Origin of the sequence: Ureibacillus acetophenoni (assembly GCF_900220965.1) — a bacterium.
Classification (GTDB): domain Bacteria; phylum Bacillota; class Bacilli; order Bacillales_A; family Planococcaceae; genus Ureibacillus; species Ureibacillus acetophenoni.
In genome coordinates this window covers 75,879-91,034 of the sequence record NZ_OBQC01000010.1, presented here as the reverse complement: position 1 = coordinate 91,034, position 15,156 = coordinate 75,879, and the positions used below count along the sequence as shown (strand labels likewise).

The 15,156-nt window shown below is 38.8% G+C and carries 15 protein-coding genes; 5 read left to right on the top strand and 10 right to left on the bottom strand.

The window, feature by feature from the left end:
• Window positions 1–71: 71 nt before the first annotated feature.
• Complete coding sequence (locus tag CRO45_RS13370; RefSeq protein ID WP_097150138.1) at window positions 72–995, bottom strand: LysR family transcriptional regulator; 924 nt, start codon at window positions 993–995, stop codon at window positions 72–74.
• Between the two features lie 1,826 nt (window positions 996–2,821).
• Here CRO45_RS13370 and CRO45_RS13365 point away from each other — a divergent pair.
• Window positions 2,822–3,664, top strand: a complete 843-nt coding sequence (locus tag CRO45_RS13365; protein ID WP_097150137.1) for an ATP-grasp domain-containing protein — start codon at window positions 2,822–2,824, stop codon at window positions 3,662–3,664.
• 233 nt (window positions 3,665–3,897) lie between these two features.
• On the opposite strand, the gene CRO45_RS13360 is transcribed toward CRO45_RS13365, so the two are convergent.
• The 6 genes from CRO45_RS13360 to CRO45_RS13330 form a co-directional block, all read right to left on the bottom strand.
• Window positions 3,898–4,317: a hypothetical protein gene (locus CRO45_RS13360; protein ID WP_097150136.1), complete on the bottom strand. Its 420-nt coding sequence runs from the start codon at window positions 4,315–4,317 to the stop codon at window positions 3,898–3,900.
• A 41-nt stretch (window positions 4,318–4,358) separates the two neighbouring features.
• Window positions 4,359–4,922: a zinc ribbon domain-containing protein gene (locus CRO45_RS13355; protein WP_097150135.1), complete on the bottom strand. Its 564-nt coding sequence runs from the start codon at window positions 4,920–4,922 to the stop codon at window positions 4,359–4,361.
• Between the two features lie 95 nt (window positions 4,923–5,017).
• Entirely contained in the window at window positions 5,018–5,206 is a 189-nt protein-coding gene (locus CRO45_RS13350; RefSeq protein ID WP_097150134.1) for a DUF6366 family protein, read from the bottom strand.
• A gap of 20 nt (window positions 5,207–5,226) precedes the next feature.
• Window positions 5,227–5,814 (bottom strand): DUF2441 domain-containing protein, encoded by a 588-nt coding sequence (locus CRO45_RS13345; RefSeq protein ID WP_097150133.1) that lies wholly within the window; start codon window positions 5,812–5,814, stop codon window positions 5,227–5,229.
• Window positions 5,815–6,727: 913 nt separating this feature from the next.
• Window positions 6,728–7,894 (bottom strand): N-methyl-L-tryptophan oxidase, encoded by a 1,167-nt coding sequence (gene solA / locus CRO45_RS13335; protein ID WP_097150131.1) that lies wholly within the window; start codon window positions 7,892–7,894, stop codon window positions 6,728–6,730.
• A 159-nt stretch (window positions 7,895–8,053) separates the two neighbouring features.
• On the bottom strand, window positions 8,054–9,112 hold the full coding sequence (locus tag CRO45_RS13330) for a YkvI family membrane protein (protein WP_097150130.1): 1,059 nt from the start codon (window positions 9,110–9,112) through the stop codon (window positions 8,054–8,056).
• Between the two features lie 281 nt (window positions 9,113–9,393).
• Between CRO45_RS13330 and CRO45_RS20215 the strand changes: the two genes are divergently transcribed.
• A complete protein-coding gene (locus CRO45_RS20215) occupies window positions 9,394–9,708 on the top strand; it encodes a hypothetical protein (protein WP_212613432.1) in 315 nt (104 codons plus the stop codon).
• A gap of 29 nt (window positions 9,709–9,737) precedes the next feature.
• The gene (locus CRO45_RS13320; RefSeq protein ID WP_097150129.1) at window positions 9,738–10,760 is read left to right on the top strand and encodes a serine hydrolase domain-containing protein; all 1,023 of its coding nucleotides are present in this window, start codon (window positions 9,738–9,740) and stop codon (window positions 10,758–10,760) included.
• A 28-nt stretch (window positions 10,761–10,788) separates the two neighbouring features.
• On the opposite strand, the gene CRO45_RS13315 is transcribed toward CRO45_RS13320, so the two are convergent.
• The 3 genes from CRO45_RS13315 to pxpA form a co-directional block, all read right to left on the bottom strand.
• Window positions 10,789–10,977, bottom strand: a complete 189-nt coding sequence (locus CRO45_RS13315) for a hypothetical protein (protein ID WP_097150128.1) — start codon at window positions 10,975–10,977, stop codon at window positions 10,789–10,791.
• 175 nt (window positions 10,978–11,152) lie between these two features.
• A complete protein-coding gene (locus CRO45_RS13310; protein WP_097150127.1) occupies window positions 11,153–12,409 on the bottom strand; it encodes an NRAMP family divalent metal transporter in 1,257 nt (418 codons plus the stop codon).
• Window positions 12,410–12,422: 13 nt separating this feature from the next.
• Window positions 12,423–13,181 (bottom strand): 5-oxoprolinase subunit PxpA, encoded by a 759-nt coding sequence (gene pxpA / locus CRO45_RS13305; protein ID WP_097150126.1) that lies wholly within the window; start codon window positions 13,179–13,181, stop codon window positions 12,423–12,425.
• Between the two features lie 119 nt (window positions 13,182–13,300).
• Between pxpA and pxpB the strand changes: the two genes are divergently transcribed.
• Both pxpB and CRO45_RS13295 read left to right on the top strand, forming a co-directional pair.
• On the top strand, window positions 13,301–14,014 hold the full coding sequence (gene pxpB / locus CRO45_RS13300) for a 5-oxoprolinase subunit PxpB (protein ID WP_097150125.1): 714 nt from the start codon (window positions 13,301–13,303) through the stop codon (window positions 14,012–14,014).
• Entirely contained in the window at window positions 14,011–14,961 is a 951-nt protein-coding gene (locus tag CRO45_RS13295; protein WP_097150124.1) for a 5-oxoprolinase subunit C family protein, read from the top strand. Before pxpB ends, CRO45_RS13295 begins: the two co-directional genes overlap by 4 nt.
• Window positions 14,962–15,156: the final 195 nt, after the last annotated feature.

Here is a 15,156-nt window from a genome sequence, read left to right as displayed (position 1 = left end):
CCTATATTTATTGTATAGAGTAGTTCTTGGAATGTCTATTAGGTCATTTCTATGATAATGATAGATAAAACCTATAATACAGAACGATATAATGAATGAATCGCATCTTTCTCTGTGTGAAACTGTAGCTTCTCTATCTCACTGACTAATAATTTAATAAATTCCCGGGCCGCATAATTTACAATACAATCTTTTTTCCTCACAAGATAAACTCCCCTAGTTAAAGTAGGCTTTTCAATCTGTTGAAAATATAGATCTGCCGTATCATAAAATTCGAATAATGTTCGGGAAACAACACTTCGTCCAACACCACTTCTTACAAGATTTAAGATTGATTTTATACTAGAAGTTTCAACAATCGGCTCTAGTTTTTTGCCGATTTCATTGCTCGTTTTGTTAATGATTTTTCTACATTGATGTTGATTTGGGAATAATATTAGTGGCTCCTTGACCACTTCGGCGAAGGCTACTTTTGATTCTTCATTTTTTTGATTACTAATGAGATAAAATTCTTCCTCATACAACTTCGTTACTTGCAGTTGGTCGTTTTGATTTAGTTGGAAACTAATGCCGAAGTCCGTTCGGTTGTCGAGCACTGCCTTTTCTACTTGATCTGTCGTTTCGATGGACACTTTGATGTTTGGATAAAGCTGGTTAAATTCAATACATAAAGTCGCTACGAGGTCCGTGATTTCTCCCGGTAACACAGCGATTTTTAATTCACCGAGATCCCCTTTTGAAAAGGCGGAAATCTGGGATGAAATATTTTCGATGGAGCCTTGGATTTTCAGTGCTTCTTGTTGAACAATTTCCCCCACCTTCGTCAGCTCGATTTTCTTGCCAACTCGGTTAAAGAGCGAATAGCCAATTTCTTTTTCTAGCATTTTAATTTGTTGACTTAAAGTCGGTTGTGAGATTCCTAATTTTTCAGCTGCTTTTGTAAAATGTAGTTCTTTACTAACCATTAAAAAGTACTCTAAATGTCGTAATTCCATACTACATCCACCCCTTTTAGTGAAAACACTCATCTCTTACACGTTATTAATCTATGTTTAACAATTATTTCATTTAATAGAATTATCACACAATTATGTCGGTAAAAGCAAAGGAGTTGGATTGGAATTTATTTTAAGGTTGTTTGGGAATGGATTCAATGAATTTGGTTGGAATGTTTTCGGCGTTCGTTAATGAAGTTCAGAGTATATATATTGGGTGCGGGAGATAGATATGAGCGTTTGTTAGTTATTTTATTCGGGGATTTTATGTGATCCGCATTGGGAAGGACATTTATTTGGGATTGAATTTCACTTCCAAATTTACTTCGTAACCCCTGTGATAGACATTTCGTATGGATTTTCACTTTCAAATGTCTTTCATCATCCTTATGAAGGACATTTCGTATGGATTTTCTCTTCCAAATGTCCTTCATTACCTTTATGAAAGACATTTCGGACTGATTTTCACTTTCAAATGTCCTTCATCACCCTTATGAAAGACATTTCAGTTGGATTTTCTCTTCCAAATGTCCTTCATTACCCTTATGAAAGACATTTCGTATGGATTTTCTCTTTCAAATGTCCTTCATCATCCTTATGAAAGACATTTCGTATGGATTTTCTCTTCCAAATGTCCTTCATCACCTCTATGAAAGACATTTCAATTGGATTTTCTCTTCCAAATGTCCTTCATTACCCTTATGAAAGACATTTCAGTTGGATTTTTTCATATAAATGGGCTTCATTAAGATTATAAAAGACATTTGGACTTGGATTATTCTAAGTTTTGTCCTTTACAAGGCAGATAAAAGACATTCGAACCGGAAATCTCCTTTGTTCTGTCCTTTAGAAGGCCGATTAAAGACATTCGAACCTGGATTACTCTCAGTTTTGTCCTTTAGAAGCTCTACAAAAGACATCCGAAACAAAATCCCCCTCTATTTTGTCCTTTAGAAGGCCGATTAAAGACATTCGAACCTGGATTCCTCGTAGTTTTGTCCTTTAGAAGCTCTATAAAAGACATCCGAGCCAAAATCCCCCTCTATTTTGTCCTTTAGAAGGCCGATTAAAGACATATGAACCTGCATTCCTCACAGTTTTGTCCTTTAGAAGCTCTATAAAAGACATCCGAGCCAAAATCCCCCTCTATTTTGTCCTTTAGATGGCCGATTAAAGACATATGAACCTGCATTCCTCACAGTTTTGTCCTTTAGAAGCTCTATAAAAGACATCCGAGCCAAAATCCCCCTCTATTTTGTCCTTTAGATGGCCGATTAAAGACATATGAACCTGCATTCCTCACAGTTTTGTCCTTTAGAAGCTCTATAAAAGACATCCGAAACAAAATCCTCCTCTATTTTGTCCTTTAGAAGGCCGATTAAAGACATTCGAACCTGGATTACTCTCAGTTTTGTCCTTTAGAAGCTCTATAAAAGACATCTGAACCAAAATCCCACTCTATTTTGTCCTTTAGATGGCCGATTAAAGACATTCGAACCTGGATTCCTCGTAGTTTTGTCCTTTAGAAGCTCTATAAAAGACATCCGAACCAAAATCGCCCTCTATTTTGTCCTTTAGATGGCCTATAAAAGACATCCGAACCAGAATCCCCCACTGTTTTGTCCTTTAGAAGGCCCTATCAACGACATCCCGACCAGCTTCCCCCTCTGTTCTATCCCTTAAAAGTCCAATTGAAATCTCCGCAAAAAATTATTTTCCCAAGGGGTCTGAAGGTGTATTGTATTTGCAAAAAGACGTGATAGAATCAAAGAAAAAGCAGTTTTTTGAAAATAAAAAAATCTACATGAGGGTAGAGGGACCGTTGAATGCCACATCAGCTAATGTTGCCGGATTTTAATCTTTTATCAGATGAGGAATTGTTTAAAAATGTCATGCAAGATACTGCCACGGAATTAGGGCTAACTATGGAATTCTTATACGATGGTTGGATAGTGCGATTTACGAATCCGTACGATCCATCTAAACGCTACGAGTTATTAGGATATGACATCGGACTCAATAGTAGTCAATCTTCGTTTATCGCAAAAGACAAGGCCATGTGTTTTCACTATCTATTGGAAGCTGGTGTGCCTGCCATTGAGCATTTTCTGTTGAAACCTAAGGATTATAAGTACTCCAACGAAGATGCAAAAGTGACATTAGCGAAAGTGAAAAGTCATTATCACTTTCCTTTTGTGGTGAAGCAAAACAACGGCGGTGGCGGGAAAAATATATGTTTTGTCGCAGATGATTCCGACCTAACGTTTGCGATTGCTGAATTTTCATCGGAAAACTTAGAGATCTCAATAAGCCCTTACTACGATTTCCCGATTGAGTACAGATGTACTTATTTAGATGGCGAAGTGTTAATGTCTTACGGAAAGACAAAAGGTGAGAATCTACAAAATAACTTGTCCAAAGGTGCACGAGTTGTAGAGGTGCCAGAACATCTTAAAGAAGAATTGCACGCAATTGCTATCAAAGCAGGAAAAGCAGTTGGTTTACGCTTTGGCAATATCGATATTGTCGAAACGAATAAAGGCTTAATGGTCTTAGAAGTGAACGCGTCTGTTGCTCAAAAACGAGTTGCCCGCTATTCGCCGGAACTCTATCATCAATCGGTCAATGTGTATGTAACTGCGCTTAGAAAGTTAATTGATTTAGGATAATAAATAAACAAGCTAGCAGCTATTCATTAGTTGCTAGCTTTCTCATTTTATTTTCTTTCGGATAGCTTTTCTTAACTTTCATTCGGTAATCCCCAACATGCCCCAGAATGCATTTTGTTAAAATTAGGTTATTGTTAATTGGCAAATTTTATCACACCATTGCGTCCTGCGAATAAAAAAACCTTCTAAGCGGACCGTTCGTCAACAATCAACTTAGAAGGTTAAGCGTGATTTTATTTTAATTCCCAATAACCTCGCCAGTAGGGATCGTCTGGGAAAAACATGATGCCGACTTGTACGAAGCTAAATAAAAATAATGCGATACTCGGACCTAGCATAAATAATGTGACCATCGCGACTTCAATGACTACGTGTAATGAAGAATATCTTTCCCCACTTCTCCAGCCCTTACAAATTCCGATAAAGTATTTTAGGAGTAATACCGCGAGAATAAAAGTTATGGTCGCCCAAATAATTGTAGCAATGTAACGGATTACAATCACAATATCGGGATTCCAACCCCATTCTTCAAAGTAATCATATCCGCCACTGATTAAGAGAAGAAAACCGATGATGAATATAAATAGGATGAAGGGGAAAATTCTCCAGAAGAGAGGGTTTTTTGTTTTATTTTTGTGCTTTGGCTTTCCCACAGGGGTCCTCCTAATTTTTAGGGCATTTCAATTCGCTTTATTCACCCTAGTGATTTTCCACAGTAATTACAATATAGGGCGTCGGCTGAGTTCGCCTTTTCGCAATGTGCGCAAGTTTTCGCTAATTGATCGCCGCACTGTTTACAAAACTTAGAGTCGCTTGGATTTTTCTCGTTACAGTTTTGACACGTGATGGAATTCGCTGGTGCTTGGGCTGGGGCTGTTCCTTCTTTAATAGCCTTAGTGATTTCTTTTACCCCGGTAGTCGTTTCAGATGCTAAATAATTAAATGTGTCCTTTGCAACTGGCGCATATTCTCGACTTCCATATCGTGCAATTGCTCCAGCATATCCTGCATTCGTTAGTACAAACCCAATGAAAAGAAGAGGGATCCCTACAAAAAATAACCAAAAGAGCTTCGGTCCTCCAAACCCATCCATTTCCCCGAATGCTCCAAATCCCGTGTCGAATGGGTCGTAAGTGAAAAAGTCAATAAATGCGATAATCATACAAATAGCCCCTGCGGCTAGAATTATAGGACCTAGCGTACGAAAGGTCGTACGTGTTTTTTCATGTTGTTCCGTAACAAACTTTTTCTTTTCCAAAGGACAGTCCCCCTTTTATTTACCTTCAGTTAATGAATATACGGATAAACTCGGGGATAGGTTCCACTTTTTCACAAAATTAGCATAGGAGTCTATTAACCTGTGCAAGATTTTACTATGAGAATAAATACGATAATCATCACGATGGAACCAATATTTGTTAAACAACTGCTACTGGGTGAACCTATATGTGCTTGACCAATTGCATCGTTTAAAGCACCTCCAGGGTTTTTGCTTAGTTCTTTTTGTTTTAGCCTTTCGCGCTCAAGTTCTTGATCGGACATTGGAAATCCTCCTCGCTTAGTTATAGTGAAAAATCATCGATAATCTCAATAACTTCAATCGTTCCATTGATTAACACTTCGGGAAGTTCGTTTTTTATGTTGCCCTTCCAATACTCCCGCGCCTGCTCAATTTTCTGAGAGAATGGTACTCCATCTTCTTTCGGGAGAAGGTTGCCATCTCCAAGAAATGTTTGCCCTTCCACTCGAAGTTTTACAATCTGTAATACTTTACGATTGTAAGATTCAAAGATTTGTTTCCATTTTAATGCATCTTCATAGGTTTTGGCTGCGTATAAACAAGACAACCGTGAAGGATACTGCGGAAACTCTTGCAGCCTAACCATTTCCACAATCGTTTCTCGCGCGGCTCGAATGGTTTGACTTATGTATTTTTGGGCTACGTCGGAATCTTCTTTGTTCAGGTGCAAGCCGTCCTCTGTGTGATTCCCGTATAGAATCTGAATAAAATCTTCACCCTTGGAATTGCGTTGTTCATTTTCGAAAAAGAAGCGATATAGTGTATTCTTTTGATCCTGATCGAAGTGAATGATCTGGCCGACGTTCATTTTTTTTCTAGTAACAACGTGATAGAAAATGTGCTCGTTCATATATGGCGGTCACCCCTTTTATTTGTTTCTATGATTTTACCAAATAAAGGATTCTCAAGGACATAAAACTAGAAAAATAAAAATAGTGTCCTCGACGAGCTGTCTCGTGGACACTAATTCAGGAAAATCGTAAAATCTGTCCTCGACAAGTCGTCTCGTGGACAGTAAATCTTGAAAATCGAAAATTTTGTCCTCGACAAACGTTTTCGTGGACATTAAATTCTTAAAAATCGAAAATTTTGTCCTCGACAAACGTTCCTGCGGACACTAAATCCTAAAAATCGAAAATTTTGTCCTCGACAAACGTTCTCGTGGACATTAATTCTTGAAAATCGAAAAATCTGTCCTCGATAAGGGGTTTCACCATTCTTCTCTGGACACTTTACCGGAGTTTCTTCTTTTTGCGTGACAACTTTTTGGGGATTTTCTGTTTCTTGTCACGCAATTTGATTTTGCGTGACACTTTTACGGAGATTCTTCATTTCTTGTCATGCAATTCAACTTTGCGTGACACTTTCCCGGAATTCCCCATTTTTTTGTCATGCAATTCAACTTTGCGTGACACTTTCCCGGAATTCCCCATTTTTTTGTCATGCAATTCAACTTTGCGTGACACTTTCCCGGAATTCCCCATTTTTTTGTCATGCAATTCGATTTTGCGTGACACTTTCCCGGAATTCCCCATTTTTTTGTCATGCAATTCGATTTTGCGTGACACTTTCCCGGAATTCCCCATTTTTTTGTCATGCAATTCAACTTTGCGTGACACTTTCCCGGAATTCCCCATTTTTTTGTCATGCAATTCGATTTTGCGTGACACTTTCCCAGAGTTTCACGATTTCTTGTCACATAAATCCTTATAACTAATAAAAAAGCATTGAATCCCCTGAATCCAATGCTTTCATTTCATTTATTATCCTCTCGATGCTGCCTCTCTTAATGCAGGACGATTAATTGAGAAGATGGAGATGTCATGTTCCGTTTTGCCTGTAGTGACGAGTTGGCTTAAGGTTTCGCCAACGACGCTGGAGAATTTGAAACCGTGGCCGGAGAAGCCTGCTGCAATCGCGACATTGGAGTACTCAGGATGCAGGTCAATCACGAAATGCTCGTCCGGTGTTTTTGTATAGATGCAGACGGAGCCTTTGATCAGTTTGCCATTGGCACCAGGCATGTACTCCGCCAAGAACTTCCGAAGATTCGCTTCATCTTCGGAAAAAGCACCAAATTCACGATTAATCGTATCGGGATCCCCCGCCTGACCAAACGTATGGTAGCCAACTTTCAGACCGCAGCCCCCAAAGCTTGGGAATCCATAATAAATTCCGTTAGTCGTGTCCACCATGAATGCCGGAAAATCCACGTTGCTGCTGTACAGCGATTCATCTGCTTCAAAGAAACCAACCGCTTGTCGATAAGGCTGCAAAGGAATCGTCACACCCAACTTCGAAAGCAGTTTACTGTTCCAAGCGCCCATGCTAACAATCAACTTCTCTGCAGTATAGGACCCCTTCGCCGTATGAATAGTCACCAGATCCTCAGTCACTTCGAAATCCTCAACTGCCGTATTCGTTAAAACTTGCGCGCCATTCGCTTCAGCGAGCTCGCGGTAAGCACGGATACAATTTTCGCTGAATAAAACCCCGGAGTTCGGCTCGTAAATTGCATTAAAATTGTCCGGAACCGTGATCCCAGGCCAGCGCTCATTTAACCCCTCACCTTCCAGTAAATCGACAGTTAATGAATGAACTTTTGCTGCTTCCATCGTTTCCGCTACAAAATCAGATTCACCTTTAGGACCATAAACGAGCACACCCGTTTGTGTAAAAATTTTATGATGTGTCTTCTTCTCTAGCTCGTACCATAATTCCTGACCCCTCAATGCAAAGGGTACATACTCTCTCCCCTCACCATACGCATGACGAATAATCCGCGTTTCCCCATGGTGACTTCCTTTCGTATGGGGTGGATCAAATGCGTCCACTAATAAAGTTTTGATTCCTTGCTTGGACAAAAAGTATCCTGCCGCCATCCCCATTGACCCAGCGCCGACCACAATCACATCAAAATGCGTGCTTATAACAACCCCTCCATTTCGGATAATAAAATCCCTAATATATCGTTTTTATATAATACGTGGGGGATTTTATTTATAGTACAGGCAGTGATGATAGATTTAGAAAATCAAATAAAAATAAGAGCTAACCCCGCCTTAACTCCGGCAAGGTTAACTCTTCATTTATTTTCTCGCATCTTGCTTTTTAATAATAATCGGTGCCACAACAAGTGCAAACATTAAAAACAGGCCTAGGTAACCTATCAATGGATAGAAATAGCTGATAAGGTCAGTGAATCCGACATAGCTTGCTAGATACCCAACAGCCATTGTGATAACAATAATCGTTTTAAATTTTTTCGTTCCTGACTCTGCAAAACGGGATGTAAATGCGAAGAACATACCAATTGCCGTGTTGTAGATCATTCCAAAGATAACCAACGCCATCACAATCCCTAAAATCGGTGAAACATTACTTACAATCCCAAGCATCGGCATATCTAACGTGCCCACTTCTTCGATTTTAGAGAAAATCGCTAGATGGATTAATATGATCATAATCCCTAAAACAAGACCACCAACTAATCCGCCCCATGCTGCAGTTTTTGGATTCTTCTCTGCTCCACCCATGACAATCGCCATCGAAGCTCCAACAGCCACATTAAATGAAACATAATTCACACTGGAAATAAACCAGTTCGGCAGCGTCGTTGGAATCGACTGTGCAACCTGGTTAAGGGAAGCAAATGATCCATCCATCGTAACCAAACTATATATCGCAATTAAAATTACAAAAGCAATAAGAACCGGCGTAATACTACCAATAATGGAAACAACTCGATTTACTTTTAAGAATCCTGTTAAAACAACAAGAAGCGTCATCAAGGTTGTCCCAACAAAGAACGGCAGACCAAATTGCTGATTAAGGTTAGAACCTGCACCCGCAATCATTACTACCCCTACTCCAAATAACGTAAATAGTAGTATGTAATCAATCACTGTTCCTAGATATCGTCCGCTAATTCTAAATATGACATCTTTATGTGAGGTTGTTTGCGTATGACTTCCAAGCCACACAAGGATCATTCCTAGATAAGAAAAAAGAATCGTTGCTACAATAGCTGCAAAAATTCCGGGTATGCCAAAACTAGTAAAGTACTGCAAAATCTCTTGCCCAGAGGCAAATCCAGCACCTACTATCACCCCTATAAAGGCACTTCCGATTCGTAAAATATTTCCCACACATTTCTCTCCTTTCTGCTACATTTAAGCCTCGTTTATGTCATGAATAATGTAATGAATATTTACAAATTCATCGTAACAATTTGATAGACTAAATATTCTAAATTATTAATTTGTACATTTTATCATTAAATTGATAATTCTCATAGTACTGAACATAAGAAAGGACTCTTGACCTATTTACGTACAAAATATTGGCATATTGGAAAAAATTGAAACTTAGCGATAACCAAATCGTATATTAATTAAAATAAAATCTTTCAATCAAAGGAGGAAAGCCAATGGATATAGTACAATTCATCGTTATAACTATATTATTTATTCCACTCTATGGTCTTTTAATATGGTCCTACTTTGATCCTAGAGAAGCTCTCCTCTTCGGAAACCGTTGGAAATATAAAGAAGATCCGGAACCATCCGAAAAATTGATTCGTTATACGAAGTTTACGTCGAAGTGGGGCATGATTGGAATCCCTATCCTTCTAATTAGTTTATTACCTGGCATTCCCCTACTAATTCGGCTTTCGCCAATTGTCATTCTTTTTATCATGATCATGGGGGCATTAAAAATTTTTGCTTCGGAAGATGAGGTCTAGACCCTTACTATAAAAGGAGGCTTATCCAATTGTTAACGGCAATTGAGCCATTATTTATTGATAAGTTAGTGGAACATGCAGTATCAAAGAAAAACATATTTGGTGCTGTATTTTGTGTGGAAAGCGGAGATAATTCATTTTCCTACATATCAGCAGCTGGAAATCTAACACCTGACCAACCCTACTTCATCGCAAGCGTGACAAAACTTTACGTCACGGCGGTCATACTGAAATTACAATCAGAAAATCGTCTCAACTTACAAGATAAAATCTCCCAATACTTTTCTGATGATATACTCCAAGGACTCCACGTCTATAAAGGAAGAGATTACTCCAAAGAAATCACCATCAAACATTTACTGTCCAACACATCAGGAATCCCAGATTACTTTTCCTCGGATGCAATGAAGGAATTACTTGCAGGAATGGATCAGCGCTGGGGTTTCGAAAGAGAATTAGTCAGCGTGAAGCAAATGAAACCAAAATTCGTGCCCGGCCAAAAAGTTCAATATTCGGATACAAACTTTCAACTGCTAGGCAAGATTATCGAAACCATCACGAATAAAGACATCCATTCCGTGTTTAAGGAATTCATTTTCGATGAAATAAAGTTGGAGAATACGTACTTATATGAAGATGCGAACGATTCGCGACCATCCCCTTTCTATTACAAAGAGAAGAAAATCCACCTACCAAAATATATGTCATCGATCGGGCCAGAAGGTGGCATTATCTCTACAGCGAAGGAATCGATGATTTTCTTAAAAGCATTTATGAATGGACACTTCTTTCCAGTGGAATATATCGATGAGTTAAAAGAGTGGAAATTCCTCTTTCTTCCTGGGACATTCTTTTATGGTGTGGGGATCGCCAACCAACCCATTTCATTTAAAGACTTAAAAAATGGATTAATCGGCCATTGGGGACAAACCGGTGCTTTTGCCTTTTATCATCCGAAAACTGACCTCTACTTTACTGGAACGATGAATCAGTTTTGGGGGCAACGGGTTGCGGCTCAGATAATGTTGAAGGTGATTAAGCAGGTGAAATAAAGGAATTCGGGTTAAAGCCGAATTTCTACTATATAATTTCCAAAACGATCGCTACGAACATGAAGGAAACAAACATAACCCCGATTGTTATGGACTTAAATCGTTTTTGATACTTCTCCGATTTTGTTGATAAAAACCGTAATTTAGATAGGCCATATCTATAAATCGATTCCGCTAAAACGATCGCAATCATAAAAACTAGTAATTCAATAAACAAAGAAAATCACTCCAATAAAATAAACTTAAAAGATTATAACATATCCTTATGATCCTATTATGAAACAAAAAGGAGCCATCCAAAAGTCCTTTCAGATGGCTCCTTTCATTTATTAAATTACACTTAACTCTGAATCTATTAAGTCACTAATGAATATCTCAAACACCCTTCCCGTTTAAAAAAGTGTAGAAAAATTATTAATTAATGTATAAACACTCAAAATAGCCATTATTACTACAACAAAGGCCCCTGTGATTGTTAAAACTTTTGGATGTTTATATGTTCCAATAATTGATTGTTTATGTGCTGCAACTAACATAATCCCTAAAGATAACGGTAATATTAACGCATTCAACGCTCCAACAACTACTAATATCTTAACTGGTTGACCAATCGTCGCAAAAACAGTTGTAGATACAACAATAAATCCGATAATAAACCAGTTATGATATTTTTCAATTACTGGATGGAATGAACGAATAAATGAAACTGAAGTATAAGCTGCCCCTACAACAGAAGTAATTGCAGCAGCCCACATAATCACACCGAATATACGGAATCCTGCTTCACCAATAGCAAGTTGGAAAACCGATGCAGCCGGATTTGACATATCTAACTGTAATCCTTTAGAAACGACACCTAATACCGCTAAGAACAATGCAATTCTCATAATACCAGTGATTAGAATCCCTGAAACTGCGCCATTAGAAATTTGTTTTAGATTTTCCTGACCTGTAATTCCTGCATCAATTAATCGGTGACCTCCAGCGAATGTGATATAGCCACCAACAGTTCCCCCTACTAAAGTAACAATGGCTAATAACCCTAAATCTTCTGGCCAAACAGTTCGAACGATTGCTTCACCTACTGGAGGTGCTGTCGTAATGGCAACATAAAGCATTAGGAAAATCATAACGAATCCGGCAACTAGTACAACACGGTCCATTACTTTCCCAGCTTCTTTAAATAAGAATATGATTATAGCAAAACCCGCACTCACAATTGCACCATAGATAGGATCCACACCTAACATTGCATTAAGTCCTAATCCAGCACCACCGACGTTACCAATATTAAATGCTAGACCACCAATTACTATTAAAACTGCTAAAACAACCCCAAGGCCAGGCAATACCTTATTTGCTACGTCCTGTCCACGTAATCCAGAAACACCAATGACACGCCAAACGTTAAGTTGCGCAATGACGTCTAAAATTAATGAAACTGCAATGACGAATCCCATACTTGCTAGCAACTGATTTGTAAATACAGTGGTTTGGGTTAAGAATCCCGGACCTATGGAAGAGGTAGCCATTAAAAAGGCTGCACCTAACAAGGCACTACGTTTGGATACTACTTTTCTTCCTTTTGGATTGGGCTTATTATTGTTGCCCGTCTCCTCCACTTTGTTCTCTACATCAACATTCCCCATTCATTTCCCCTTTCTATTTAAATGCTTGTACTTCTATCCCCTTACTTTGTAACTCCCTTTTTATATATTTTGCAAAGTCTACAGCATGTTCACCGTCTCCATGAATGCAAATAGAATCTGCACGTAACGTGACATCTGTTCCTTGTACCGTTCTCACTTTCCCATCAGTCACCATACGAATCACTTGATTGGCAGCTTCCTCCTGGCTCGTAATAAGAGCATTTGATTGTTTACGAGATGTTAATGAACCATCCTCTTGATATGTTCGATCCGCAAATACTTCATGGGCAGTTTGAAGGCCGATTTTTTCTCCAGCCTTTGTTAACTCGCTAGATGCTAGGCCAAATAAAATAAGGTCTTGCGAAACATCATATACCGCTTGAGCAATGGCTTCTGCGATTTTTGCATCTTTTGCAGCCATATTATAAAGAGCACCATGGGGCTTTACGTGTTGCATCTTTACTCCTTCGATTGTTAGAAAAGCCTGAAGAGCACCAATTTGATAAACAACCATGTCATAAGCTTCTTGAGGTGTGATTGCCATTTCTCTACGTCCAAACCCTACTAAATCTGGAAGCCCTGGATGTGCACCAATTTTCACATTATTTTTTATCGCAATCTTCACCGTTTCACGCATCACAGATGGATCCCCTGCATGAAAACCACATGCAATATTTGCTGAAGTCACATGACCTAAAATCTCTTCTTGATTGGCAAGCGTATATCTTCCAAAGCTTTCACCGATATCACAATTTAAATCTACACGAACCATTTTATTAACCTCCTAAAAGTAAATAACGCCCAAAATCTATTTAATTAAATGTATATTAACACAAAAAAATAATATGATAGGATATATTTAGAATATTAAAACAACTCGGAGGGCTATCCATGTCAATACACTTTAAACCTCTTGGAGATAGTGCTATTTTAGTAACTTTCGGCGAAGGCATATCGGAAGAAATTCATTTATCTATAAAGAAGTTTTTGAAAATACTTGAGGATCACGGCTTTACGGGTTATATAGAAGCAGTTCCAAGTTATACGAATATATGTATTTACTACGATGTTTATCAGGTGAATCAATGGAAGTTTGAGGGTTCTTCACCTTATGAGAAGGTTGTAAATTATATTAAAATTTTATTGCAAAAAGAAGAAATAGAAGTAAATGAAACTAATAGAATCATTGAAATACCTGTATGTTACGGCGGTATTTATGGACCTGATTTAACTGAAGTTGCTACATATAATAACTTATCAGAGCAGGAAGTTATTGATATACATACAAAAAATGAATGCCTTATTTACATGCTTGGGTTTGCACCGGGATTTGCTTTTATGGGAGGCATGGATGAAAAGATTGCTACTCCGCGGAAGGAAACACCTCGATTAAAAATACCGGCTGGTTCTGTTGGCATTGCTGGAAAGCAAACGGGGATTTATCCGTTTGAAACACCTGGCGGCTGGCAAATTATTGGACGAACTCCGTTAAAGTTATTCCTACCAGACCAAAATCCCCCAACACTGTTTCGAGCAGGTGATCGTATCCGTTTTGTTGCGATCTCTGAAGAGGAATATAAGAATTTGGCAGGTGAAACAAAATGACAATGACTATTTTGAAGCCCGGCTTATTAACAACCATTCAAGATATAGGAAGAAAAGGTTCTCAACAATATGGCGTCATTGTAAGTGGTGCAATGGATGCCACGTCCTACCGTCTTGGAGAAATTCTGTTGCAACAACATCCTTCTGCAGCGATTGAATTTACTTTAGTTGGGCCTACTGTGCGGTTTAATTGTGATACTGTTTTTTGCTTAACTGGAGCTGACTTTCATCCCCTACTAAACGGTGAAGCGTGCGCTATGTGGAAACCAGTATTCGCTGAAGCTGGAAGTATATTGAAATTACAATCTTGTGTGAGCGGAGCGCGTGGATACTTACACATTAAAGGCGGTATTCAGGTTGAAAAGACGTTAGGCAGTTACAGCACTTATATACGTGCAGGGATTGGTGGCTATAAAGGGCGCCCTCTTCAGAAAGGAGATGTTCTTCCAATTTTGGTGTCAGCCCCACCTCAAAATAATAATTGGGCGATTCATCCAAAAGATTGGATCTCGACTTCCCAAGATGCTATCATTCGTGTGTTGAAAGGAACCGAGTACGAACGATTTACAGATGAAAGTAAGGCGGCCCTTGAAAATACAACATTTACCGTGACCAAGGACGCCGACCGCATGGGATATCGTTTGGAGGGAGAACAACCTCTTACTTTGGAAGAAAAATTCGAGCTATTATCTGAAGCCGTGACATTCGGAACCATGCAAGTTCCTTCAGGTGGTCACCCGATTATTCTAATGGCCGACCGTCAAACGACCGGTGGATATCCAAAAATCGCGCAAGTTATTTCAGTTGATTTACCAAAACTAGCTCAACTTCAGCCTTTTGCGAAAGTTCGATTTGAACTGATTACACTGGAAGAAGCGCAAGAATTGATTATTAAGCAGGAAAAGGAATTTGGGTTGTTGAAGAAGATAGTAGATGGTGTCGTTTAATAAATACCTCAATACGCGCAAACCTTTGTCATCCTAGGTTTGCGCAATTTGATTATTGGAGGAAATTAAATGATCGAAAAGCAAATAAAATCTCCTAGAGGCACGGTTTATTACTGGACAAACACGCTGACTTCCCCTCAAAAAATGGCCATTGTATTTTGCCACGGACTCACCGCAGACCATACCCTTTTTGAT